Below are 21,092 nucleotides of genomic sequence, written 5' to 3' on the forward strand. Positions count from 1 at the left end.
CGTGGCCGTTGCCATTCCCTTCATGCAGGACAGCCCCATGACCGCCAACGACACCTGGTTCATCGAACACTTCTCGCACACCGGCTCGGCCATCGGCTTCCGCACCACCGGCAAGCTGGACGAGGTGCAGTCGCCGTTCCAGAGGATCGAGATCTACGACAGCACCGACTGGGGCAAGCTGATGGTGATCGACGGCGCGATGATGCTGACCACGCGCGACAACTTCTTCTACCACGAGATGATCAGCCATCCGGTGCTGTTCACCCACGCCGCGCCGAAGCGCGTGGTGATCATCGGCGGCGGCGACTGCGGCACGCTGCGCGAGGTGCTGAAGCACCCGGGCGTGGAGAAGGCCACGCAGTGCGACATCGACGAGCAGGTCACGCGCATGGCGGAGAAGTACTTCCCCGAGCTGTGCGAATCGAACGACGACCCGCGCGCCGAGTTGCTGTTCGACGACGGCGTGGCCTACATGGCCAACTGCGAGCCGGGCAGCGTCGATGTGGTCATCGTCGACTCGACCGACCCGGTCGGCCCCGCCGAAGGCTTGTTCAACAAGGCGTTCTTCGAGAGCTGCTTCCGCGCGCTGAAGCCGGATGGCCTGCTGGTGCAGCAGTCCGAATCGCCGCTGGCGCTGCTGGACCTGATCAAGGACATGCGTGCCGAGATGGGCAAGGCCGGCTTCCAGTCGTTCAAGACGCTGCCGTTCCCGCAGCCGTGCTATCCGACCGGCTGGTGGAGCGTCACCGTGGCCAGCAAGCAGGCCGGTTTCGATTTCGCCTTCCGCCAGGCGGACGCGGCGGCCAAGCCATTCGACACGCTGTACTACACCGCGCACCTGCATACGGGCGTGCTGGTGGCGCCGCCGTTCGTGGCGAAGGCGCTGGGGGAGTAAGCCTCCGCGCGTGCAGCAACAAAAAAAGCCCCGCGATGCGGGGCTTTTTCGTGTCGTTGTCAAGCGTCGAACTCGCGCCAGTGGGGGATTCCATGCCTGCGCGCCTGATGCCGCAGGTACCAGGCCATGGTGAGACCGAACAGCAGACCCGCCACCAGCGCCGTGGCGACGCCGACCAGCACGGGCATGCCTTGCCTGCTCCACATCAGCAGCCACATGAAGAGGCCCCAGAACGCGCCGAAGAACCCGCCCATCAGCGTCGCGTTGATGGCGAAACCGGCCATGTGCGGGGGTGGCAGCTTCAGGCCCATCTTCCACATCAGCCGGAACAAAGGCGGCGCGTACGTGTTCCTGCCGAGCTTCTTGGACTCCAGCATCGCAAGCGCCCGCTGCAGACGCATTTCGAAGACACCCATGGTCATCGCAGCCGTCCCCTACAGCGCGTCGGCATCCAGCTCACCAGTCCGGATCCGCACCACGCGCTCCAGGTCGTACACGAACACCTTGCCGTCGCCGATCTTGCCGGTGCCCGCCGCCTTCACGATGGCCTCGACCACCTGTTCGGCCTGATCGTCGGTCACCGCGACCTCCAGCTTCACCTTCGGCAGGAAATCGACCACGTACTCGGCGCCCCGGTAGAGCTCGGTGTGCCCCTTCTGGCGACCGAAGCCTTTCACTTCCGTGACCGTGATGCCGGCGATGCCGGTTTCCGCCAGCGCTTCGCGCACGTCGTCCAGCTTGAACGGCTTGATGATGGCCATGACCATTTTCATGCGGCTTGCTCCCGTGGATGCTGCACGCAGGATAGCGCGGCGCGACGGCGCGCGGTTGCGGCAACCGGTCCTGTCGCGGTTCAATGGCGGCCTCGCCGCCGGACTTTTCCGACAGCGCTGCGCAGCGAACGCCGATGGCCGGCCACCGGCATCGCCCACAAGCTCGGTGCACTGCCGGAGAACTGACATGATCGACCTCAACCACATCGACGACCTCGCCCGCCGCCTCAGCCAGCTGGTGCCGCCCGGCCTGCGTGATTCGCAGGAAGAATTGCAGCAGACCTTCAAGTCCGCGTTGCAGGCCGGCCTGGGGAAGCTGGACCTGGTGACGCGCGAGGAGTTCGACGTGCAGCAGGCGGTGCTGCTGCGCACACGCGAGAAGCTGGAAACACTGGAACGCACCGTGGCCGCGCTGGAAACCCAGCTGGCCGACAAGCCCGCGCAGTCCTGACCCCGCCGCCATGAGTCTGGCCCTGGTGAACAGCCGGGCGCGGGCGGGCGTGTCCGCGCCGCCGGTCCGGGTGGAAGTGCACCTGTCGGGCGGCCTGCCGTCCACGCAGATCGTCGGCCTGCCCGAAGCCGCCGTGCGCGAGGCGCGCGACCGCGTACGCGCCGCGATCCTGTGCGCGCAGTTCGAGTTCCCGACACGTAGGATCACCGTGAACCTTGCGCCGGCGGACCTGCCCAAGGACGGCGGCCGCTTCGATCTGCCCATCGCACTGGGCATCCTGGCCGCCAGCGGACAGATCCGCCGCGAAGCGCTGGCGGAATACGAATTCCTCGGTGAGTTGAGCCTGACCGGTGAACTGCGGGCGGTGGACGGCGTGCTTCCGGCAGCGCTCGCCGTGGCTGCGACGGGTCGAACCCTCGTCGTGCCGGAGCCCAGCGGCGCGGAAGCCGCACTCGCGCAACAGGGACGCGCATGCACCGGCCGCACGCTGCTGGAAGTCTGTGCCCTGCTCGAAGGCCGCAAGGTGCTGCCCGCCGCAACGGCGCCGCCTCCGCTGCCCAGTTCCATCCCGGACATGACCGATGTGCGCGGACAGGCCCACGCCCGCCGCGCGCTCGAAGTGGCCGCAGCCGGTGGCCACCACCTCCTGCTGATCGGATCACCTGGTTGCGGCAAGACCCTGCTCGCCTCGCGCCTGCCCGGGCTGCTGCCGGTGGCGAGCGATGGTGAGGCCATGGAAAGCGCCGCCATCGCCTCGGTCAGTGGACGCGGGCTGGACCCCGCTCGTTGGCGCCAGCGCCCGTATCGCGCACCGCACCACACCGCGAGTGCGGTCGCACTGGTGGGCGGCGGAGCGCAGCCGCGACCGGGCGAGATATCGCTGGCGCACAATGGCGTCCTCTTCATGGACGAGCTCCCCGAGTGGTCGCGGGCGGCGCTCGAAGTCCTGCGGGAGCCGCTGGAATCCGGCACCGTCACCGTGTCGCGGGCGGCGCGCACGGCGGAGTTCCCCGCCCGTTTCCAACTGGTCGCGGCCATGAATCCCTGCCCATGCGGCTGGGCCGGCGACCCCAGCGGGCGTTGCCGCTGTGGCCCGGACCTCATCCGTCGCTACCGCAGCCGGTTGTCGGGGCCGCTGCTCGATCGCATCGACCTGCATGTCCATGTGCCGCGGCTGCCGCCCCACGAACTGAGGCCGGATGCACCGGACGGCGAATCCACGGCCTCGGTGCAGGCCCGCGTCGTTGCCGCGCGCGCGCGCCAACAGGCACGCGCCGGTTGCGCGAACGCACGCCTGGGCCAGGCCGACACCATGGCGCACTGCCGACTGTCGGCACGGGACCAGGCGCTGCTGGAGCGCGCCGTCGAGCGCCTGCAGCTCTCCGCGCGCAGCCTGCATCGCATCCTGCGGGTGGCGCGCACCATCGCCGACCTTGCGGGCAGCGACTCGATCACCACGCCACACCTGACCGAAGCGCTGGGCTACCGGGGCATGGATCGCGGCAGTCCCGCATGACCTCCGGCCAAGGCGGGTGAAAGTGGGGTGTGGTCTACTCGAGTCACACCTCCGGCTGGCGGACGTCATGTCCGCTATCCCTTCCTTGCCTCCAGGAGTTTCGCCCATGCGTCATGCCGCATTCCGTCTCACGTTGCTGGCCTCGACCGTCGCCGTCGCGCTCGCGGCGCAGGCCGCCCCATCCGCCGCCGACCGCATCGCCGGCACCGAATTGATCGCCCGCGACGCGCTGTTCGGCAATCCCGAGCGCGCCAACGTGCAGATCAGCCCCGATGGCAAGTACCTGAGCTGGGTTGCCGCCGTCGATGGCGTGCTCAACGTGTGGGTAGCCCCGGCGGACAATCCGTCACAGGCCAAGGCCGTCACCCAGGACAAGGCGCGCGGCATCCGCAGCTATTTCTGGTCGTACAACCCCGACACCCTGCTGTATCTGCGTGACAGCGGCGGCGACGAGGACTTCCACCTGTACGCCGTGGACCTGAAGACCGGCCAGGCCAAAGACCTGACGCCGTTCCCGAAGACCACCGCCCAGGTATCCGGCGTCAGCCCGAAACATCCCGGCACGATCCTCGTCGGCATGAACGACCGCGATGCGCAGTGGCACGACCTGTACAAGGTCGACCTCGCCACGGGCACACGCACCCTGCTGGAGAAGAACGACGCGCAGATCGCCGGCTACATCGCCGACGCGGACTATGCCCTCAAGTACGCCACGCGCTCACGCCCGGACGGCGGTGCCGACGTGCTGAAGCGTGATGCCAAGGGCGGCTGGGAGAAGTTCGACGACATCCCGTTCGAGGATGTGCTCACCACCAATCCCGGTGGCCTGACGCTGGACGGCAAGACCCTGTACTTCACCGATTCGCGCGGCCGCAACACCGCCGCGCTGTTCGCCGTGGACGTGGCCAGCGGCAAGCGCACGCTGGTGCTGGAAGATCCACGCGCCGATGTCGGCGGCAGCCTGGCAGACCCGGCGACCGGCAAGGTGCAGGCCGTGTCGGTGGACTACCTGCGCGATGAATGGAAGGTCGTCGACCCGTCGATCCGGGCAGACCTGGAGAAGCTGGAAGCGATCGGCCCGGGCGACGTGTCCGTCAACACGCGCACGCTGGACGACAAGACCTGGATCATCGCGTATTCCGCGGCCGAAGCCCCGCTGGTCTACTACCGCTACGACCGTCCGGCAGGCACGCTGACCAAGCTGTTCTCCGCGCGGCCGAAGCTGGAAGGCAAGCCGCTGGTGCCGCAGTGGCCGGTGGAAATCGCTTCGCGCGACAACAAGACGCTGGTCAGCTACCTGACCCTGCCGCGCAGTGCCGATGCGAACAACGACGGCAAGGCCGATGCGCCGGTGCCGCTCGTGCTGCTGGTGCACGGCGGTCCGTGGGCACGCGATTCCTACGGCTACGGCGGCTACAACCAGTGGCTGGCCAACCGCGGCTACGCGGTGCTGTCGGTCAACTTCCGCGGCTCCACCGGCTTCGGCAAGAGCTTCACCAATGCGGGCAACGGCGAGTGGGCCGGCAAGATGCACGACGACCTGATCGACGCCGTGCAGTGGGCCGTCAAGCAGGGCGTCACCACGCCGGAGCAGGTCGCGATCATGGGCGGCAGCTACGGTGGCTACGCCACGCTGGCCGGCCTGACCTTCACGCCGGACGCATTCGCCTGCGGCGTGGACATCGTTGGCCCGTCCAACCTCAATACCCTGCTGAGCACCGTGCCGCCGTATTGGGCCAGCTTCTTCGAGCAGCTGGCCAAGCGCATGGGTGACCCGCGCACCGATGCCGGCAAGGCGTGGCTGACCGAGCGCTCGCCGCTGACCCGCGCCGACCAGATCAAGAAGCCGCTGCTGATCGGCCAGGGCGCGAACGACCCACGCGTGAAGCAGGACGAGAGCGACCAGATCGTCAAGGCGATGACGGCGAAGAACATCCCGGTGACCTACGTGCTGTTCCCCGACGAAGGCCACGGCTTCGCCCGGCCGGAGAACAACAAGGCGTTCAACGCGGTGACCGAAGGCTTCCTCGCCCAGTGCCTGGGGGGTCGTGCCGAGCCCATCGGCAAGGACTTCACCGGTTCGAGCATCAGCGTGCCGACCGGCGCCAATGGCGTGCCGGGCCTGGCCGAGGCGCTGAAGGGGCATACGCAGGAAGTGAAGAAGTAAGCGCGCGCTTTCTTCCCGCAACGCTGAAAGAAGAAACGCCGGCGAAAGCCGGCGTTTCCTTTTGTGCATCCTTGCGGGCAGCGATCAGGCTGCCTTTTCCTTTTCGTAGAACTGCTCTTCCTCGGTCGAGCCCTTCAACGCGGTGACGCTGGAGCTGCCGCCCTGGATGACCGTGGTGACGTCGTCGAAGTAGCCCGCGCCCACTTCCTGCTGGTGCGAGACGAAGGTGTAACCCTTTTCGCGCGCGGCGAACTCGCGCTCCTGCACCTGCTCGACGTAGTGCTTCATGCCTTCGCCACGCGCGTAGTCGTGGGCGAACTGGAAGCTGTTGAACCAGTTGATGTGGATGCCCGCCAGCGTGATGAACTGGAACTTGTAGCCCAGCGCCGACAGGTCGTCCTGGAAGCGCGCGATCTGCGCGTCATCCAGGTTCTTCTTCCAGTTGAAGCTGGGCGAGCAGTTGTATGACAGCAGCTTGCCCGGATGCTTCGCATGCACGGCCTGCGCGAATTCGCGGGCGAAGCCGATGTCCGGCGTACCGGTCTCGCACCACACCAGGTCGGCGTACGGCGCGTAGGCGACGCCGCGGCTGATCGCCTGCTCCAGGCCGTTCTTGACCCGGTAGAAACCTTCCGCAGTGCGCTGGCCGGTGACGAAGGGCTGGTCGTTGGCGTCGAAGTCCGAGGTCAGCAGGTTGGCGGCTTCGGCGTCGGTGCGCGCCAGCACGATGGTCGGCACGCCCAGCACGTCGGCGGCCAGGCGCGCGGCCTGCAGCTTCTGCACGGCTTCCTGCGTGGGCACCAGTACCTTGCCGCCCATGTGGCCGCACTTTTTCACCGCCGCCAGCTGGTCCTCGAAGTGCACGCCCGCGGCACCGGCGACGATCATGTTCTTCATCAGCTCGTAGGCGTTCAACACGCCGCCGAAGCCGGCCTCGCCGTCGGCGACGATCGGCAGGAAGAAGTCGATGGCGTCGGCGTCATTCGCCTTGCCGTCGCAGATGTTCTTCCACTGGATCTCGTCGGCGCGCTGGAAGGTGTTGTTGATGCGACGGACCATCGTCGGCACCGAGTCGTAGGCGTACAGCGACTGGTCCGGGTACATCGTCTCGGAGGTGTTGCCGTCGGCGGCGACCTGCCAGCCGGACAGGTAGACGGCTTCCAGGCCCGCCTTGGCCTGCTGCATCGCCTGGCCGGCGCTGATCGCGCCGAACGCGTTGACGTAGCCCTTCTTCGCTTCGCCGTTGACGAGCTTCCACAGCTTCTCGGCGCCGCGGCGCGCCAGGGTGTACTCCGGCTGCAGGCTGCCGCGCAGGCGGACGACATCGGCGGCGGCGTAGTCGCGCTTGATGCCGGTCCAGCGCGGGTTGCTGTCCCAGTCCTTCTGGATGGCGTCGATCTGCTGTTGCTTGGTGCTCATGGCGGACTCTCTTTTCGTCGTGGGGCGTCGTGGGTGGGGGCGGGGTCAGTCGATGCGTTCGTACGCGGGCAGGGTCAGGAAGTCGGCCAGGTCGTCGGCACGGCTCAGGACGTCGAGCAGGGCGATGGCTTCGGAGATGCGCTCGCCGCCGGGCAGCCGGCTGTGGTCGCCCAGCTTCGCGGGCAATGCGGCCAGCGTGCGCTGCAGCAGCGCGTAGTCGATCTGGGTGCCGTCGCACAGGTGCACGTCGGGCATGTGCAGCCACTGCCAGATCTGCGTGCGCGAGATCTCGGCGGTGGCGGCGTCCTCCATCAGCCAGTGGATCGGCACGCAGCCGTTGCCGTCCAGCCACGCGGCCAGGTAGCGCACGCAGACTTCCACGTTGCCCTCGAAGCCGGCGCGCGTGATGGTGCCGGTGGACGGACGGATCAGGTCGTCGCGGGTGACCGCGACATCCTCGCGCAGCACACCGCGCTGGTTGGTCTGCGGCATGTGCTCGTCGAAGATCGCCTTCGCCACCGGGATCAGCGCAGGGTGCGCCACCCAGGTGCCGTCGTGGCCGGCGGTGACTTCACGCAGCTTGTCGGCGCGCACGCGGGCCAGCGCCTGCTCGTTGGCGGCTTCGTCGTTGTTGATCGGGATCTGCGCGGCCATGCCGCCCATCGCATGCGCGCCGCGCCGGTGGCAGGTCTGGATCAGCAGTTCCGAATAGGCCTTCAGGAACGGCTGCGTCATCGTCACCTGCCCGCGCTCCGGCAGCACCTTGTCGGCGTGGCGGCGGAACGTCTTCAGGTACGAAAAGATGTAGTCCCAGCGGCCGCAGTTCAGGCCGACGATGCGCTCGCGCAGCGCATGCAGGATCTCGTGCATCTCGAACACGGCCGGCAGCGTCTCGATCAGCACGGTGACCTTCATCTGCCCGTGCGGCAGGCCCAGTGCGGCCTCGATGTGCGACAGTGCGGTCTCCCACAGCGCGGCCTCTTCCATGCTCTGCAGCTTGGGCAGGTAGAAGTACGGACCACGATCGCGAGCCTGCAGCGCGCGGGCGTTGTGCCAGGCGAACACGGCAATGTCGAACAGGCCGCCGGCAATCGGCGCACCATCGATCAGCACGTGCTTCTCGTCCAGGTGCCAGCCACGCGGGCGCACCAGCAACACCGCTTGTTCGTCCTGCGGCTTCAGCGCATAGCGCTTGCCGTTCTCGCTGGTGAACTGCAGGTCGCCGCGCACGGCATCGGTCAGCGCGCGCTGGCCGGTCAGCAGGTTCTGCCAGGTCGGCGAGGTGGAATCCTCGAAGTCCGCCATGAACACCCTGGCGCCCGAGTTCAGCGCGTTGATGACCATCTTCGGGTCCACCGGCCCGGTGATTTCCACCCGACGGTCCTGCAACGCGGTCGGCACCGGGGCAACGGTCCAGTCGCCGTCGCGGATCGTGCGCGTATCGGCGCGGAAATCCGGCAGGCCACCGGCATCGAAGAACGCCTGGCGCTCACGGCGGGCCGCCAGCCGGGCCTGGCGCTCCGGCTCGATCGCACGGTGCAGCGAGACGAGCAGAGCCAGCACGCCGGGGGTCAGCAGCGCGTCCTGGCCCACCACATTGGCGGTCAGGGCGATGCCGGGGGTGGGTCGGTCGGCGCGGGATTCGCGCGGCGGCAGGGCGAAAGCGGTGGCGGACATGGAGGTCTCCTGGCGTCTTGCTGGAACCGCACAGTGCTCCCCCATCGAATTATTTGACAAAACAGTTTTGTCAATGCATTAAATAAGCACTGCTTATAGTTTGTTAGAACGTGAGCTCTAAAGAAGCGCCAACTCCTCGATTTCCCTACAAATCCGACCGACTGAAGCCCCTGCGGGCCTTCTGCCAGACGGTGCGGCTGGGGTCGGTTTCGCGGGCGGCGGAGGCGCTTTTTGTCAGCCAGCCGGCCATCACCCTGCAGTTGCAGGCCCTGGAGCGGGAGCTGGGAGTGACCCTGTTCGAGCGCAGCGGTCGACGGCTGGCACCGAGCCGCGAAGGCCAGCTCCTGTACGAGATGGCCCAACCGCTGGTGGCGGGGCTGGACGGCCTGGATGCCAGCTTCCGCGAGAAAGTCAGCGGCCTGGAGGCTGGCGAACTGAACGTGGCGGCCAACAGTTCCACCATCCTCTACCTGCTGCCGAAGATCGTGGAGCACTTCCGCCAGCAGCATCCCGAGGTGAAGCTGACCCTGCACAACGCTGCCAGCGCCGACGGCACCGACCTGCTGCGCTCGGACGCGGTGGACCTGGCGGTGGGCTCGGTGCTCGACGTGCCGGCGGACCTCAGCTACGCCCCGGTTTATCGCTTCGAACCGATGCTGATCACCCCGCCCGACCATCCGCTGGCGAAGAAGCGCGACCTGCGGCTGGAAGATCTCTCGCCGCACGCCCTGATCCTGCCGCCGAAGCGGCTGGTCACCTACCGGCTGGTGGACCTGGTGTTCCAGCAGGCGCGCGTGCCCTACACCGTGGCGCTGGAAGTCGGCGGCTGGGAGGTTATCAAGCAGTACGTCAGCATGGGCATGGGCATCTCGATCATCGCCTCGATCTGCCTGACCGAGGCGGACCGTGACCGGCTGGCCGCGCGCTCGCTGAGCCAGTGGTTCCCGTCGCGCAGTTACGGCGTGGTGGTGCGCAAGGGCAAGTTCCTGTCGCCGCAGGCACGCGCCTTCATCGAACTGATCCAGCCCCATCTGTTCGAGCGTCGCGATTACGATGAGAGCGGGCATTCCGAACGCTAGCGCGATGCGTCCATGAGCGGCTCCTACCGACAACACGACTACGCGGCAGGCAATGCCCTGCTGTGCCGCTGGGTGTTCGACCAAGGTGCGGACACGGCACCGGTCACCGTGGTGCCGGATGCCTGCGTGGACCTGCTGTGGGATGGCGTGCGACTGAGCATCGCCGGCCCCGACCGCACGGCGCAGCAGGCCCGTCTCGCCGCCGGCACCCGGCTGCAGGGGTTGCGTTTCGCGCCGGCCGTGGCGTCCCGCTGGCTGGGCATGCCGCTGCAGGCCCTGGCCGACCAACGGGTTGATCTGCGCGACCTCGGCATCCCCCATGTCGCGCGCGTTGCAGACCGGATGGCCGCACATGCGCCCGACGCCGCGATGCGATGGCTGGCGGATCACCTCCTCGCAGGCGAACGGTATCGGGACGACGCGATGCAGTACGTGCACGCGCGCCTGTCGACAACGCAGGCACCGTCCATCCGGCAGTTGGCTGACGATGTCGGCATGACCGAACGCACGCTGCTGCGCAGGTGCGAGGACGCCTTCGGTTATGGACCGAAGCGGCTGGCTCGCATCCTGCGGCTGCAGCGCTTCCTGGGTTGTCGACGACGGCATGGCACGCTGCTGGATGCCGCGCTCGAAGCCGGCTACTACGATGCCGCCCAGTTGTCGGGCGATGTGCGCAAGCTCACCGGGATGACCCCGACCCGACTCGTGGCACAGCTCGCGGACTGACTGTCGGATTTCGCCAAGACAGCGCCATGTCGGTACCGCAGACTGTGGGCCTCTTCCACGGATGCACACCATGAGCAACGCCGAACAGCACCATCGGATCGACTACCTCGAATTCACCGTCGCCTCCATCGCGGCCTCGAAGGCCTTCTACGGCGATGCTTTCGGCTGGACGTTCCAGGACTACGGCCCGGACTATTGCGAGTTCCGCGATGGCCGGCTGACGGGCGGCTTCGCACACGGCACGCCACAGCCGGGCGGCGCGCTGGTGGTGCTGTACTCGGCGGCACTGGAAGAAAGCCTAGCGAACGTCGAAGCCACGGGCGGAAAGATCACCAAGCCGATCTTCGCCTTCCCCGGTGGTCGCCGCTTCCAGTTCACCGATCCGGACGGTTACGAGCTCGCCGTCTGGTCGACGACCTGAGTCAGCGCGCGTCGTAGCGCGCAAGCAGTGCGCGGTGGCCGGACTGCCAGCGTGCCAACTCGGCGGTGGATTGGCCGTAAGCCGTATCGATGAACGCCAGCGACAACGCTTCGGTCGCCTGCTTGACCTGCTCGCTGACCTCGCGCGAATCGAAGTAGCGGTGATCGGTGAACACGTTGTGCGTGCCGTGCCGGTAAACGGCCAGCACCTTGTGTGCCCCACCAATGGCGTCGAACACCTTCAGCCGGTCGTCCACGCCGGAACCGAAGCCGGGGATGCGGATGATGTCGTCCGCCGTGGTCACGTGCAGGGTGGGGATGGTGATGCCCGAGAGGATGGGACGGAAATCGTCGTCGCCGTAGAACGGCGGCGCGGAGATCACGATGGCGGCCGTGATGCGCGGGTCGCGCAACTGGATCGCCCTGCCTGCCCGCATCACCCGTGCGCCCGCCGACATCAGGGTGGTGTTGGCGCCGTAGGAATGGCCGGCGGCGACGATGCGCGCGCGATCGACATGCGCGCCCCATTCGCCGGCCAGCAGCTGGTCGAGGGCGAACCGCTGGTCGCGCACGCGGGCCAAGGCCTCGACCTCGCCCGCCGCCTGCTGGAAGCGCGCCACCAGCGTGAAGGGATTGCCCTGCCACAGCGCCCGGTCGCTGCCGACGTGCTGCACATGGATGCTGGCGATGCCATGCCGCGCCCAGTAGTGGCCGAGATACGTGTAGCCGTCGCGCGCGCTGCCGATGCCGTGCGAGAACACCACCAGCGGCACCTTGCCGGTGCGCGCCGCGTCCGGCCAGAACAGCTTCACCGGCACGGCGCGACCGCGCTCGGCATCCGTCCATTCCAGGTCGCGCACGCTGTAGCCCGCCTGCGGCGGCTGCATCGCCGCGCGCACCGGCGCATGCGTCGAGGCCACCAGCACGGGGGCCAGCAGCAGGACGGACAACAGGGCCACCCAGCGGTGGCGACGGAGGATCGCGGCAACGTTCATCGATGGCACTTCAGACAGGAACGGGAGGACGACACGCCGGCCCGGCGGATGCCGTGGCCAGGGAAACGCGCGCCGCACGGGTGCGGCGCCTACTTCTTCTTCGGACGACCGGCCTTGACCGGCGCCAGTGCATCCAGCGCCTTGGTCAGCGCCTGTGGCGACAACCCGGACAGTGCGCGCAGGCCCGCGCGCAGCAGTTCGCTCTTCTTCGCCGGCCGCTGCATCTGCAGCGCGCGCCCCTTCAGTACCGCCACCAGCGCGAAGTCGTCGGCCGGCATGGTGAAGCTGTCGCGCACCAGCTTGGCGGGCGCTCCGGCGCCCCCGGAGAGGTCGTCGACAGCACTCGCTTCGCGCGCCTTGCGGGACTTGGCCATGGCACATCCTTTAATCGTATAAACGATTTATACCTTTTATGCCGCGCGCCGCCAAGTGCAGGCGGACCGACGAACGGTGCACGTTCAGGCGGCGCAAGGGGGATGGCGGGCGGCGACGCGGTCGTAGACTGGCCGTCCCCGCCATGGATGCCCCCATGAGCCCCCGCACCACCACACGCACCGGCGAACGCGCCGCCGCGCTCGCGGCCCACGAAGCGCGGGCACTGGTGGCCGCACTCGCCATCGCGCCCGGCGAGCCGGCCGGGGTGCACGAAGCGCGCAAGAGTCTTCGCCGCCTGCGCTCGTTGCTGGCACTGGCGCGCAGCGCGCTCGGCAAGGAAGCGGTGGACCCGGTCGATGGCGAACTCCGTGCGTTGACCAAGAGCCTCTCCGCACTCCGCGACGGGCAGGTGGTGCTCGACACGGCGCAGCGCATGGCGCGCGATGCCACCACCCCCGATGAAGCCGCGAACTGGAAGGCGTTGTTGGCGCTGTTGTCGCGGCAGCAGGAACACCGTCTCGCCGAAGCCCTGCGCGACGATCCCGGCTTCGTGCGCCGGCAGGCGCTGGCACACCGGCAGGCGGAACAGCTGCGGCAGTTGCCGTGGCACCGGCTCCATGGCGGCGACCTGCGCAACGCGCTTGCGCGCTCGGTGCAACGGCAGGAGCGCGCGCAGGCGACGGCGCTGGCCAGCGGACGCGTCGATGACCTGCACGCGTGGCGCCGCAGGTCGCGCCGGCTGCGCATGCAACTGGCCGCCTTCCGCAAACTCCGTGTACGCCGGCAGGTGCACGGGCATCCCCTGGCCGTCGCACCGCGGCACATCGCCGAACTGGTCGATCAACTCGGCCTGCTGCAGGACCTCGCGTTGCTGCAGCAGGCCCTCGTCACGCTGGAACAGGCGCAGGCCCGCGCGATCCCGGTCGCGAAGCGTCGGCGCACGGCCATCCACTCGCCCATTCATCCATTGACGTAATCGGCTTTACTTCCCCTTCCCGTCATCGTCCACGCCCGTCAAGTACGCCCTGCTGGGGCCGATAGTGACCCATACGGTCCCTCCGATCGGCGTATGGGATGCCGGACACGGCCGGAAACCCCGGAGATCCGGCATTTCCCCACGCGGGATGCTTGGCACGAAGCCTGCATTCCTTCCGTCGATCGATCCCGTCGCAGCTGGACCGCCCTCTCATCACGCAGGATCAAGGCCCGCAGGTGGACTCCCTCCACGCAGCACACTCCGGCGACGCCACGGCGGCACCGGGGACGCCCTCCCGCCGCGTCGGCTTGCCGCCGGTGGCATGGGCGTCGGCTGTCCTGGTGGTGGGCCTGCTGTGCACGGTGATCGTCGCCCATCGGGAGTGGCGCGGCCTGCAGGAAAGCGCGGAAGCATCCCGCCGCGCACTGGCCGATGCCGGCACGACACGCCTGCGCGTACCGCTGGAGCAGGCGGCTTCCACCTTGCGCGCCATGCAGACCGTGTTCCTGTCCAACGACCAGATGGACCAGGCACGCTTCAGCCAGTACCACGCGAGCCTGCGCAGCCCGCTGGCACCCGCCTCCTACACATCCGTCGCGTTCGCGCGCCGCTCGCCCGTCGGACAGCCGCTGGCCGACGAGGTGTCGTATCGGTACGAGTTCGTCACCCCCTACGAAGGCAATGCCGCGCTGGTGGGCTTCGACATGGTCACGCAGCGGGCGAACCTGAATGCCCTGCTGCGCGCGCGCGATACCGACACCGTGGTGATCTCCGCGCCATTCGCGCTGCGCCAGACCGTGCCCGCCGGCCAGAATCCTCTCGGCATCACGCTGCGCCTGCCGGTGTATTCCGACGGCCCCACGCCGACATCGCCCAACCAGCGGCGCGCGCGCGAGATCGGCGCGCTCGCCATCGGCATGCGCCTGCAGCCGCTGGTCGAAACCGCACTGGCGGGTTCGGTGCTGGAGGGCTTCCGCGTGCGTGTCTACGACGCGACCGCGCAGGCACATCCGTTCTACGACTCCGGTACGCCGGTCGAAACCGGATTGCCGATGCAGGTGCGGCGACTGGATTTCGGTGGCCGGCAATGGCGCATCGAAATGGAACCCCGCCCGCGCCCGATGGATCTCGGCCGGCTCCAGACCATCCTTGCCGGTGGCGGCGTCATCAGCCTGCTGCTGGCCGCGCTGGTGTGGTCGCTGGCCACCACGCGGCGGCGTGCCATGGCGCTGGGCGAACAGATGAGCCGGCGCTACCGCGAGAGCGAGCTGCGCTTTCGCGCGCTCAACGAACTGCTGCCCGCGCTGGTGCTGCTCGCCGACGCACGCGATGGCCGCATCGTCTACGCCAACCAGGCGGCGCGCCTGCGCCTGGGCGATCCCACCGGCCTGCCGCTGTCGGCCCTGTTCTCCGATCCGCAACTCCAGCACCGCGCGCGCGACGCCGATGCCATCGGCGATGACTGGGGCAATCTGGAAGCGGTGCTGATGAGCCCGGCCGGCGACGCGTTCTGGGCCAGCGCCTCGATCGCGCAGGTAGACATGGACGGCGAGGCGCACCTGCTGATGGTGGCCACCGACATCTCCGAGCAGCGCGAGCTGACCGAACGCCTGAGCTACCAGGCCACGCACGACGCACTGACGGAACTGTGCAACCGGCGCGAGTTCGAGCGGCGCGTGGAAGAAGCGCTGCACGAACGCAAGGGCCGCGCGACCAGCGATCCCTGCGCGCTGCTCTATATCGACCTGGACCAGTTCAAGCTGATCAACGACATCTCCGGCCACATGGCGGGCGACCAGTTGCTCGCGCAGCTCGCGCTCGCCATGCGCCAGCAACTGCGCGGCGGCGACGTGCTGGCGCGGCTGGGCGGCGACGAATTCGGCCTGATGGCCTTCCACGTGGATGCCGAGGGCGCGCGCGCGCTGGCCGAACGCCTGCGCGAGTGCATCGAAGCGCTGATGTTCGTCTGGCAGGACCGCACCTACACCGTCAGCGCGAGCATCGGCGTGGTGGTGGTGGACCAGCAGGAGCCCACCCTGAAGGACCTGCTGGCGTGGGCGGACACCGCCTGCTACCTGGCCAAGGAAAACGGCCGCAACCGCGTGCACCTGTACCGCGAGGACAACGAGACCACGCGCCGCCATGGCGAAATGGAATGGGCCAGCCGCCTGCGCTGGGCGGTCGAACAGGACCGCCTGTTGCTCGACTACCAGGAGATCGTGCCACTGGATGGCAGCGACACCGCGACCAGCATCGAACTGCTGCTGCGGCTGCGCGACGAGGACGGCGGCGTGGTGCCGCCCGGCGCCTTCCTGCCCGCCGCCGAGCGCTACGGGCTGATGCCCGCGATCGACCGCTGGGTGATCCGCAACGCCCTGGCCCACTTCAGCCTGCTGCACGAATCCGGCATGCGCCTGGGCACCTGCGCGATCAACCTGTCTGGCGCCAGCATCGAGGACGAGGGCCTGGCCGACTTCATCCTCGCCCGCATCACCGAATACGCGGTGCCTGCGCACACACTGTGCTTCGAGATCACCGAAACCGTCGCGGTGCGCAACCTGCTGAAGGTCGTCAGCGTGATCGAACGCCTGCGCCGCGCGGGGTGCCGCATCGCGCTGGACGACTTCGGCGCCGGCATGTCCTCCTTCGGTTACCTCAAGAACCTGCCGGTGGACCTGATCAAGATCGACGGCAGTTTCATCCGCGATCTCGAAACCGATCCGATGAGTCGCACCATCGTCAGCGCGATCGCGCAGATCGGCCACCAGCGCGGCCTCAAGGTGGTCGCCGAATGGGTCAGCAGCCCGCGGATGTGCGAAGCACTGCGTGCACTGGGCGTGGACTACGGCCAGGGCTATGCCCTGCACCGCCCGGAACGCGTGCTGTTCCAGCGCGAAGAGCCGCCGCCGCGCCGGCTGGCCGTGGTGCGCTGACGTCCTGCCCAGGGGAAGCGACACCCGTCGCCGTCATGGGTACCGGTCCATCCGGTTCACGGCGTCACCTCGCGACCGGCATCGCTCCTCACTGAAGTGGCCCGCACGGGTGACCGTGCGGATGCAGGTGGCGGGGCCTGCATCCGCTCGTGCGCTCCTCTTCAACGCGGTACAGGGCCGTCATCCACCGCCAGCGGCCGCACATGCTCCAGCAGGCTGACGAGCGTCCTGCCCGGTTCCTCCCACGGGATCATGTGGGCCGACCGCTCGAACCACACGCCCTGCTTGTACGGCGCCCGCACCTTGGCCAACCATGCCGCAGTAGGTTCCGAGGGCGTGGTGTAGTCGTGGCGGCCCATGAACATCACCACCGGGACGGGGAATTCCTTCACGCCGGTGAAGTCCACCCGCAGGAATTCGTCCAGCAACCGCCCCAGCGTGAGCACGCTGCCGGCGTTGATCGCGCATCGGGCGGCATCGTCGTAGTCCGGCGACAGGCGCGGGCCCTGGAAGAAGTACTTCGATTCATCGCGGTAGGCCGTGAGCCCGCCGTAGAACTGCGGCCACTTGCGTGCGATGACGATGCGCTCGCGGGTGATCGGCGTGTCGCCGGGATACGGCGCGATGGATTGCATCTCGCGCACGGCGTCGGTGTTGCCCCGCGCGCGTGCGGTGCGCAGGCCATAGTCGAAGCTCACCTGCTCGTTGGTGCGTACGTTGATGACCTGGCCGATGCCGACATAGGCATGGAACAGATCCGGCCGCTGCAGGGCGGCATGCATCGCCACCACTGTGCCCCAGCTGTGCCCCATCAGCACCAGCTTGCGCTTGTGGTAGCGCGTGCGCAGGTGTTCGGCGAGCGCGACGGCATCGTCCACGTAGCGCTGCACGTGCAGGGTGTCGGCGACGGCCTCCTGCGGATTCAGCGCCAGCGTCTTCCCCGCACCACGCTGATCGTAGTTGGCGACGGTGAAGTATTCCTCGAGCGGCCGCTGGAACTGCCACAGCGTGGGAATGACCGGCGACGCCGGACCGCCATGCACGAACAACACCATCGGGTTGTCGCGATCCTGTCCACGCACGTTCACCCACTGGCGGATGCCGCCGATCTCGACCGCGTACGCGTCCTGCACGCCCGTGGGCGCGACGATGCGGCCCAGGTCACCGATGATCTCCCGCGCCGGCGCATACGCCGAGCGATCCGGACAGGCGTCCTGCGCGCGGGAGGCATGCGGAGCGCACAGGGCGGCGACCATCACCAGCACGGACACGGTGTTCCTCATCGGCATTTCTCCAGGCATCACGGGGACACGACCAGTTTCATCACGCCTGCACGCACCGGCGTGTGTCGTTGGTCCTGCACGGGAGGCGCGCCGTCACGCTTCCTGCGCGGACATGGCGCACGCGCCGATTCCGCCGACCGCCCGATTGCGCTCTAATGCCCCGGGGAGCAATGGGGGCATGCGTGCGGATGAAGGCGTGGATAGGGGCGGTCTTCCTGGTGGCCGCAAATCATGGCGTGCTGGCGCAATCCGCCACCTCCGCGGCCGCACACGACGCGCATCACCAGCAACCTCCCTCGGCGTCGGCCTTCAGCAAGCACGGCCCGCCGCCGCGCGAGAAGCGCAAGCGGGGCGTGTCGCCCGGTTACGCGCGCCAGTGGCGTGCGGCGCTGGCGATGGGCGACCAGGGCGACGCGGCACAGGCCGACCGCGCGCTGGCGAAGGTGATGGCGGATCGCGAATTCGCCGCACTGACGGCGGGCGAGCAACGCGTGACCTGGTCCCGCGCCGCCTGGATGGCGATCCGCCAGGACGACTTCGAGCGCGCACGCGAACGGGTGAGCCGCGCCATCGGCACCGACCCGAGCGATCCCGACGACCTCTACCTGCTCGCGCAACTCGAAGACCACCAGGGCAACCGGGAAGCAGCCGCACGCCACCTGCGCGACCTGGCGCTCCGCTGGCCACGCATGCTGGACCGCCTGGACACCGGGGCCGTGCTGCGCATCGCGCGCCAGGCACCGGATGCTGCTCCTGTTCGCGTGCAATTGCTGGAAGCGCTGCTGCACGCGGCGTGGGATGGCAACGGCATGGGCGTCGGCGACCTGTGGTACCTGCTGGCCCTCGACTACCAGGCCCGTGGCGATGCCGACGGCGTACGCAGGGCCGTGGCCCTCACCACCTCGCCACAGGCGCTGGTGAAGTTCCGCGCCGACCGTCGCTTCGACGCCCTCCTGGACCGCCGCGATGCGACGCTGGACATTGCCGCCGCCGCACGACGACGCGTGGATCACCTGCGCCGGCTCGCCACCGAACGACCGCGAAGCCTCGAAGTCCGCATGGAACTGACCTACGCGCAACTGGCGCTGGGCCGGTACGCGGAGGTGGTGTCGCTGGCGGATGAAACCCTGGCCGCGCTGTCGAACGCGCCCGCGGATGCGCTGCCTTTCGATGATCCGGACCATGCGGTGTGGATACTCAACAACCGTGCCATCGCCATGCGTGGGCTCGGCAGGTTGAACGATGCGCAGGCGGACCTGGTCCGCGCCTCGGGCATGGACGAAGCCGGCGGTGCGAATGTCGGCCCGATGCTCAACCTGGGGCAGTTCCTGTGCCAGCGCGGCCGTCCGGACGAAGCACGGGCCATGATCGAACGCGTGGGCGACATGAGCGGCTACGGCCGCATGGTGCAAGCATCCATCCAGCACTGCGCGGCGGTCCAGCAGAATGACGCGGTCGTCGCACGGCGCGCGCTCGATTACCTGCGCGACCATCATGAGGACGCCCGCGAGATCTGGATCTGGGCATTGGTGGAAGCGGGCCGCATGGATGACGCCGCGCAGGCGTTGATCGCGGCACTGGATGCACCCGCGTCGCGGGGCGACATGCTGGCCGCGCTGCAGGACTATCTCGAGCCGGCCCCGCTGCCCGCGTTCGAACCCGTGCGGAAACGCTGGCGCGCCCTGCTCGCGCGCGAAGACGTGCGGCAGGCCGTCGCGAAGGTGGGGCGGATCGAGCACCAACCGGTCTTCAACGTCGGCGGCATCTGATCCGGTCGCGGTGGCGGCACGGCCGCTTCAGACGTGCGCCATCCATTGCCGCAGCACGGCCTGCAGCGCCGCCGCACGCGTGTCCACGTCCTGCGTGCCGACGAACGAAACCGTTGCGCGGTCGGCGGCCATCCAGCTCAGCAGTCCGTCCGGATCGTGGATGGCGCCATCGGGCATCGCGCGCTTCGCCGCGCCCAGGTGCAGGACCAGCAGCACGCTGTCCCGTCGGCGCAATTGCATCGTGGCGAAATGATGCCCGTCCACGTGGAAGCTAGGCGCGTTCCACTTGATGCCTTCGCCGATGCGCGGATCGGCCGCCTGGATCACGGCGCGCAACCGGCGGATCGCGGCGTCCTGCGGATGCTCCAGTTCCCTCAGGTGGGCGTCCACATCGGTCGATGGCGTGCGTGCAGGCATGCGGAGCCGCCTTGGGATCGTCGGTGCGCGGATGGCGCCCGGAAGACGGTACAGCCTGCCGCAGCGGATGCCCAGCGGAATGTCCCTCCGACGGGCGGCGGCGGATACGCCGGTGGAATTGATCCGGATCAACGTGTCCCTCACGCCACCGGCGTACGGTGAAGCTTCATCGGGTACAGGAGCATCGACAATGGACAGCACCATGAAGGCCGCCGTCGTGCGGGAATTCGGCAAGCCGCTGGTGATCGAGGAAGTGCCCGTGCCGCGCCCTGCGGCAGGCGACATCCTGGTGAAGATCGAGGCCTGCGGCGTCTGCCACACCGACCTGCATGCGGCCGAAGGCGACTGGCCGGTAAAGCCCAGCCCGCCCTTCATTCCCGGACACGAGGGCGTGGGCCACGTGGTCGCGGTCGGCGCGGGCGTCAGCCACGTGAAGGAAGGCGACCGCGTCGGCATTCCGTGGCTGTATTCCGCGTGCGGGTATTGCGAGCACTGCCTCGGCGGCTGGGAAACGCTGTGCGAGGCGCAACAGAACACCGGCTATTCGATCAACGGCGGCTTCGCCGAATACGCCTTGGCCAACGCCGGCTACGTCGGCCACCTGCCGAAGAACATCGGCTTCGTCGAGATCGCGCCGATCCTGTGCGCCGGCGTCACCGTGTACAAGGGCCTGAAGGTCACCGACACCAAGCCGGGCGACTGGGTGGTGATCTCCGGCATCGGCGGACTCGGCCACATGGCCGTGCAGTATGCGAAGGCGATGGGGCTGAACGTGGCCGCCGTGGATGTGGACGACAGCAAGCTCGACCTCGCGCGCCGGCTCGGCGCGACCGTCACGGTCAACGCGAAGACAACCGATCCGGTCGCGTACCTGAAGAAGGAGATCGGCGGCGCGCACGGCGCCCTGGTCACGGCGGTGTCGCCGAGAGCCTTCGAACAGGCCATCGGCATGGTCCGCCGCGGCGGCACCGTGTCGCTCAACGGCCTGCCGCCGGGACAGTTTCCGCTCGACATCTTCGGCATGGTGCTCAACGGCATCACCGTGCGCGGTTCCATCGTCGGCACCCGGCTGGACCTGCAGGAATCGCTGGACTTCGCCGCGATGGGCAAGGTGGCGGCGACGGTGGCGACCGACCGGCTGGAGAACATCAACGACGTGTTCGCGCGCATGCATGCCGGCACCATCGAGGGCCGCATCGTGCTGGACATGGCCGCCTGAAG

General features: G+C 68.3%; 19 protein-coding genes. 11 read left to right on the forward strand and 8 right to left on the reverse strand.

All coding sequences use genetic code 11. From position 1 onward, the window contains the following. The first annotated feature begins 37 nt into the window (after nucleotides 1-37). A complete protein-coding gene (gene speE / locus WBN46_RS15470; RefSeq protein ID WP_337732331.1) occupies nucleotides 38-895 on the forward strand; it encodes a polyamine aminopropyltransferase in 858 nt (285 codons plus the stop codon). 59 nt (nucleotides 896-954) lie between these two features. On the opposite strand, the gene WBN46_RS15475 is transcribed toward speE, so the two are convergent. Continuing rightward, a complete protein-coding gene (locus WBN46_RS15475; protein WP_337732332.1) occupies nucleotides 955-1,317 on the reverse strand; it encodes a DUF6404 family protein in 363 nt (120 codons plus the stop codon). Nucleotides 1,318-1,329: 12 nt separating this feature from the next. Next, the gene (locus WBN46_RS15480; protein ID WP_337732333.1) at nucleotides 1,330-1,668 is read right to left on the reverse strand and encodes a P-II family nitrogen regulator; all 339 of its coding nucleotides are present in this window, start codon (nucleotides 1,666-1,668) and stop codon (nucleotides 1,330-1,332) included. A 187-nt stretch (nucleotides 1,669-1,855) separates the two neighbouring features. Here WBN46_RS15480 and WBN46_RS15485 point away from each other — a divergent pair, with 187 nt between their 5' ends. The 3 genes from WBN46_RS15485 (at nucleotide 1,856) to WBN46_RS15495 (ending at nucleotide 5,802) form a co-directional block, all read left to right on the forward strand. Then, the gene (locus WBN46_RS15485) at nucleotides 1,856-2,119 is read left to right on the forward strand and encodes an accessory factor UbiK family protein (protein ID WP_192199868.1); all 264 of its coding nucleotides are present in this window, start codon (nucleotides 1,856-1,858) and stop codon (nucleotides 2,117-2,119) included. A gap of 10 nt (nucleotides 2,120-2,129) precedes the next feature. Beyond that, nucleotides 2,130-3,635, forward strand: a complete 1,506-nt coding sequence (locus WBN46_RS15490; RefSeq protein WP_337732334.1) for a YifB family Mg chelatase-like AAA ATPase — start codon at nucleotides 2,130-2,132, stop codon at nucleotides 3,633-3,635. 106 nt (nucleotides 3,636-3,741) lie between these two features. Beyond that, a complete protein-coding gene (locus WBN46_RS15495; RefSeq protein ID WP_337732335.1) occupies nucleotides 3,742-5,802 on the forward strand; it encodes a S9 family peptidase in 2,061 nt (686 codons plus the stop codon). An 84-nt stretch (nucleotides 5,803-5,886) separates the two neighbouring features. Here WBN46_RS15495 and aceA read toward each other — a convergent pair whose 3' ends face one another. Both aceA and aceB read right to left on the reverse strand, forming a co-directional pair. Further along, a complete protein-coding gene (gene aceA / locus WBN46_RS15500) occupies nucleotides 5,887-7,221 on the reverse strand; it encodes an isocitrate lyase (RefSeq protein ID WP_337732336.1) in 1,335 nt (444 codons plus the stop codon). 45 nt (nucleotides 7,222-7,266) lie between these two features. Beyond that, on the reverse strand, nucleotides 7,267-8,898 hold the full coding sequence (gene aceB / locus WBN46_RS15505) for a malate synthase A (protein ID WP_337732337.1): 1,632 nt from the start codon (nucleotides 8,896-8,898) through the stop codon (nucleotides 7,267-7,269). Nucleotides 8,899-9,008: 110 nt separating this feature from the next. Here aceB and WBN46_RS15510 point away from each other — a divergent pair, with 110 nt between their 5' ends. From WBN46_RS15510 to WBN46_RS15520, 3 genes are all read left to right on the forward strand, one after another. Next, nucleotides 9,009-9,977, forward strand: coding sequence for a LysR family transcriptional regulator (locus tag WBN46_RS15510; RefSeq protein WP_192199863.1), 969 nt, complete (start codon nucleotides 9,009-9,011; stop codon nucleotides 9,975-9,977). 12 nt (nucleotides 9,978-9,989) lie between these two features. Then, on the forward strand, nucleotides 9,990-10,703 hold the full coding sequence (locus WBN46_RS15515; protein WP_337732338.1) for a helix-turn-helix domain-containing protein: 714 nt from the start codon (nucleotides 9,990-9,992) through the stop codon (nucleotides 10,701-10,703). A 70-nt stretch (nucleotides 10,704-10,773) separates the two neighbouring features. Further along, nucleotides 10,774-11,124: a VOC family protein gene (locus WBN46_RS15520; protein WP_337732339.1), complete on the forward strand. Its 351-nt coding sequence runs from the start codon at nucleotides 10,774-10,776 to the stop codon at nucleotides 11,122-11,124. Between the two features lies 1 nt (nucleotide 11,125). Here the strand turns inward: WBN46_RS15520 and WBN46_RS15525 are convergent, their stop codons facing one another. Continuing rightward, nucleotides 11,126-12,118 carry a hypothetical protein gene (locus WBN46_RS15525; protein WP_337732340.1) on the reverse strand — a complete coding sequence of 331 codons (993 nt, stop codon included), beginning with the start codon at nucleotides 12,116-12,118 and terminating at the stop codon, nucleotides 11,126-11,128. An 89-nt stretch (nucleotides 12,119-12,207) separates the two neighbouring features. Further along, on the reverse strand, nucleotides 12,208-12,492 hold the full coding sequence (locus tag WBN46_RS15530; RefSeq protein ID WP_337732342.1) for a hypothetical protein: 285 nt from the start codon (nucleotides 12,490-12,492) through the stop codon (nucleotides 12,208-12,210). A 155-nt stretch (nucleotides 12,493-12,647) separates the two neighbouring features. On the opposite strand from WBN46_RS15530, the gene WBN46_RS15535 reads away from it, so the two are divergent. After that, nucleotides 12,648-13,469: a CHAD domain-containing protein gene (locus WBN46_RS15535; protein WP_337732343.1), complete on the forward strand. Its 822-nt coding sequence runs from the start codon at nucleotides 12,648-12,650 to the stop codon at nucleotides 13,467-13,469. A 236-nt stretch (nucleotides 13,470-13,705) separates the two neighbouring features. After that, nucleotides 13,706-16,402: an EAL domain-containing protein gene (locus WBN46_RS15540; RefSeq protein ID WP_337732344.1), complete on the forward strand. Its 2,697-nt coding sequence runs from the start codon at nucleotides 13,706-13,708 to the stop codon at nucleotides 16,400-16,402. 161 nt (nucleotides 16,403-16,563) lie between these two features. On the opposite strand, the gene WBN46_RS15545 is transcribed toward WBN46_RS15540, so the two are convergent. Beyond that, entirely contained in the window at nucleotides 16,564-17,685 is a 1,122-nt protein-coding gene (locus WBN46_RS15545; RefSeq protein ID WP_337732345.1) for an alpha/beta hydrolase, read from the reverse strand. 188 nt (nucleotides 17,686-17,873) lie between these two features. Here WBN46_RS15545 and WBN46_RS15550 point away from each other — a divergent pair, with 188 nt between their 5' ends. After that, nucleotides 17,874-19,454 (forward strand): hypothetical protein, encoded by a 1,581-nt coding sequence (locus WBN46_RS15550; protein WP_337732346.1) that lies wholly within the window; start codon nucleotides 17,874-17,876, stop codon nucleotides 19,452-19,454. 27 nt (nucleotides 19,455-19,481) lie between these two features. Here the strand turns inward: WBN46_RS15550 and WBN46_RS15555 are convergent, their stop codons facing one another. Then, nucleotides 19,482-20,075, reverse strand: coding sequence for a DUF1801 domain-containing protein (locus tag WBN46_RS15555; RefSeq protein WP_337732347.1), 594 nt, complete (start codon nucleotides 20,073-20,075; stop codon nucleotides 19,482-19,484). On the opposite strand from WBN46_RS15555, the gene adhP reads away from it, so the two are divergent. Next, nucleotides 20,062-21,090: an alcohol dehydrogenase AdhP gene (adhP, locus tag WBN46_RS15560; RefSeq protein ID WP_337732348.1), complete on the forward strand. Its 1,029-nt coding sequence runs from the start codon at nucleotides 20,062-20,064 to the stop codon at nucleotides 21,088-21,090. The two genes, WBN46_RS15555 and adhP, sit on opposite strands and share 14 nt — an antisense overlap. Nucleotides 21,091-21,092: the final 2 nt, after the last annotated feature.

This window comes from Pseudoxanthomonas sp. CCNWLW251 (genome assembly GCF_037402255.1).
In the GTDB taxonomy this organism is placed as follows: domain Bacteria; phylum Pseudomonadota; class Gammaproteobacteria; order Xanthomonadales; family Xanthomonadaceae; genus Pseudoxanthomonas_A.

What these genes read in the sequence shown, in the direction of transcription:
- speE (WP_337732331.1), top strand. Translation starts at nt 38, where the DNA reads ATGACCGCCAACGACACCTGGTTCATCGAACACTTCTCGCACACCGGC.
- WBN46_RS15475 (WP_337732332.1), bottom strand. Translation starts at nt 1,317, where the DNA reads ATGACCATGGGTGTCTTCGAAATGCGTCTGCAGCGGGCGCTTGCGATG.
- WBN46_RS15480 (WP_337732333.1), bottom strand. Translation starts at nt 1,668, where the DNA reads ATGAAAATGGTCATGGCCATCATCAAGCCGTTCAAGCTGGACGACGTG.
- WBN46_RS15485 (WP_192199868.1), top strand. Translation starts at nt 1,856, where the DNA reads ATGATCGACCTCAACCACATCGACGACCTCGCCCGCCGCCTCAGCCAG.
- WBN46_RS15490 (WP_337732334.1), top strand. Translation starts at nt 2,130, where the DNA reads ATGAGTCTGGCCCTGGTGAACAGCCGGGCGCGGGCGGGCGTGTCCGCG.
- WBN46_RS15495 (WP_337732335.1), top strand. Translation starts at nt 3,742, where the DNA reads ATGCGTCATGCCGCATTCCGTCTCACGTTGCTGGCCTCGACCGTCGCC.
- aceA (WP_337732336.1), bottom strand. Translation starts at nt 7,221, where the DNA reads ATGAGCACCAAGCAACAGCAGATCGACGCCATCCAGAAGGACTGGGAC.
- aceB (WP_337732337.1), bottom strand. Translation starts at nt 8,898, where the DNA reads ATGTCCGCCACCGCTTTCGCCCTGCCGCCGCGCGAATCCCGCGCCGAC.
- WBN46_RS15515 (WP_337732338.1), top strand. Translation starts at nt 9,990, where the DNA reads ATGAGCGGCTCCTACCGACAACACGACTACGCGGCAGGCAATGCCCTG.
- WBN46_RS15520 (WP_337732339.1), top strand. Translation starts at nt 10,774, where the DNA reads ATGAGCAACGCCGAACAGCACCATCGGATCGACTACCTCGAATTCACC.
- WBN46_RS15525 (WP_337732340.1), bottom strand. Translation starts at nt 12,118, where the DNA reads ATGAACGTTGCCGCGATCCTCCGTCGCCACCGCTGGGTGGCCCTGTTG.
- WBN46_RS15530 (WP_337732342.1), bottom strand. Translation starts at nt 12,492, where the DNA reads ATGGCCAAGTCCCGCAAGGCGCGCGAAGCGAGTGCTGTCGACGACCTC.
- WBN46_RS15535 (WP_337732343.1), top strand. Translation starts at nt 12,648, where the DNA reads ATGAGCCCCCGCACCACCACACGCACCGGCGAACGCGCCGCCGCGCTC.
- WBN46_RS15545 (WP_337732345.1), bottom strand. Translation starts at nt 17,685, where the DNA reads ATGAGGAACACCGTGTCCGTGCTGGTGATGGTCGCCGCCCTGTGCGCT.
- WBN46_RS15550 (WP_337732346.1), top strand. Translation starts at nt 17,874, where the DNA reads ATGAAGGCGTGGATAGGGGCGGTCTTCCTGGTGGCCGCAAATCATGGC.
- adhP (WP_337732348.1), top strand. Translation starts at nt 20,062, where the DNA reads ATGGACAGCACCATGAAGGCCGCCGTCGTGCGGGAATTCGGCAAGCCG.
- WBN46_RS15555 (WP_337732347.1), bottom strand. Translation starts at nt 20,075, where the DNA reads ATGGTGCTGTCCATTGTCGATGCTCCTGTACCCGATGAAGCTTCACCG.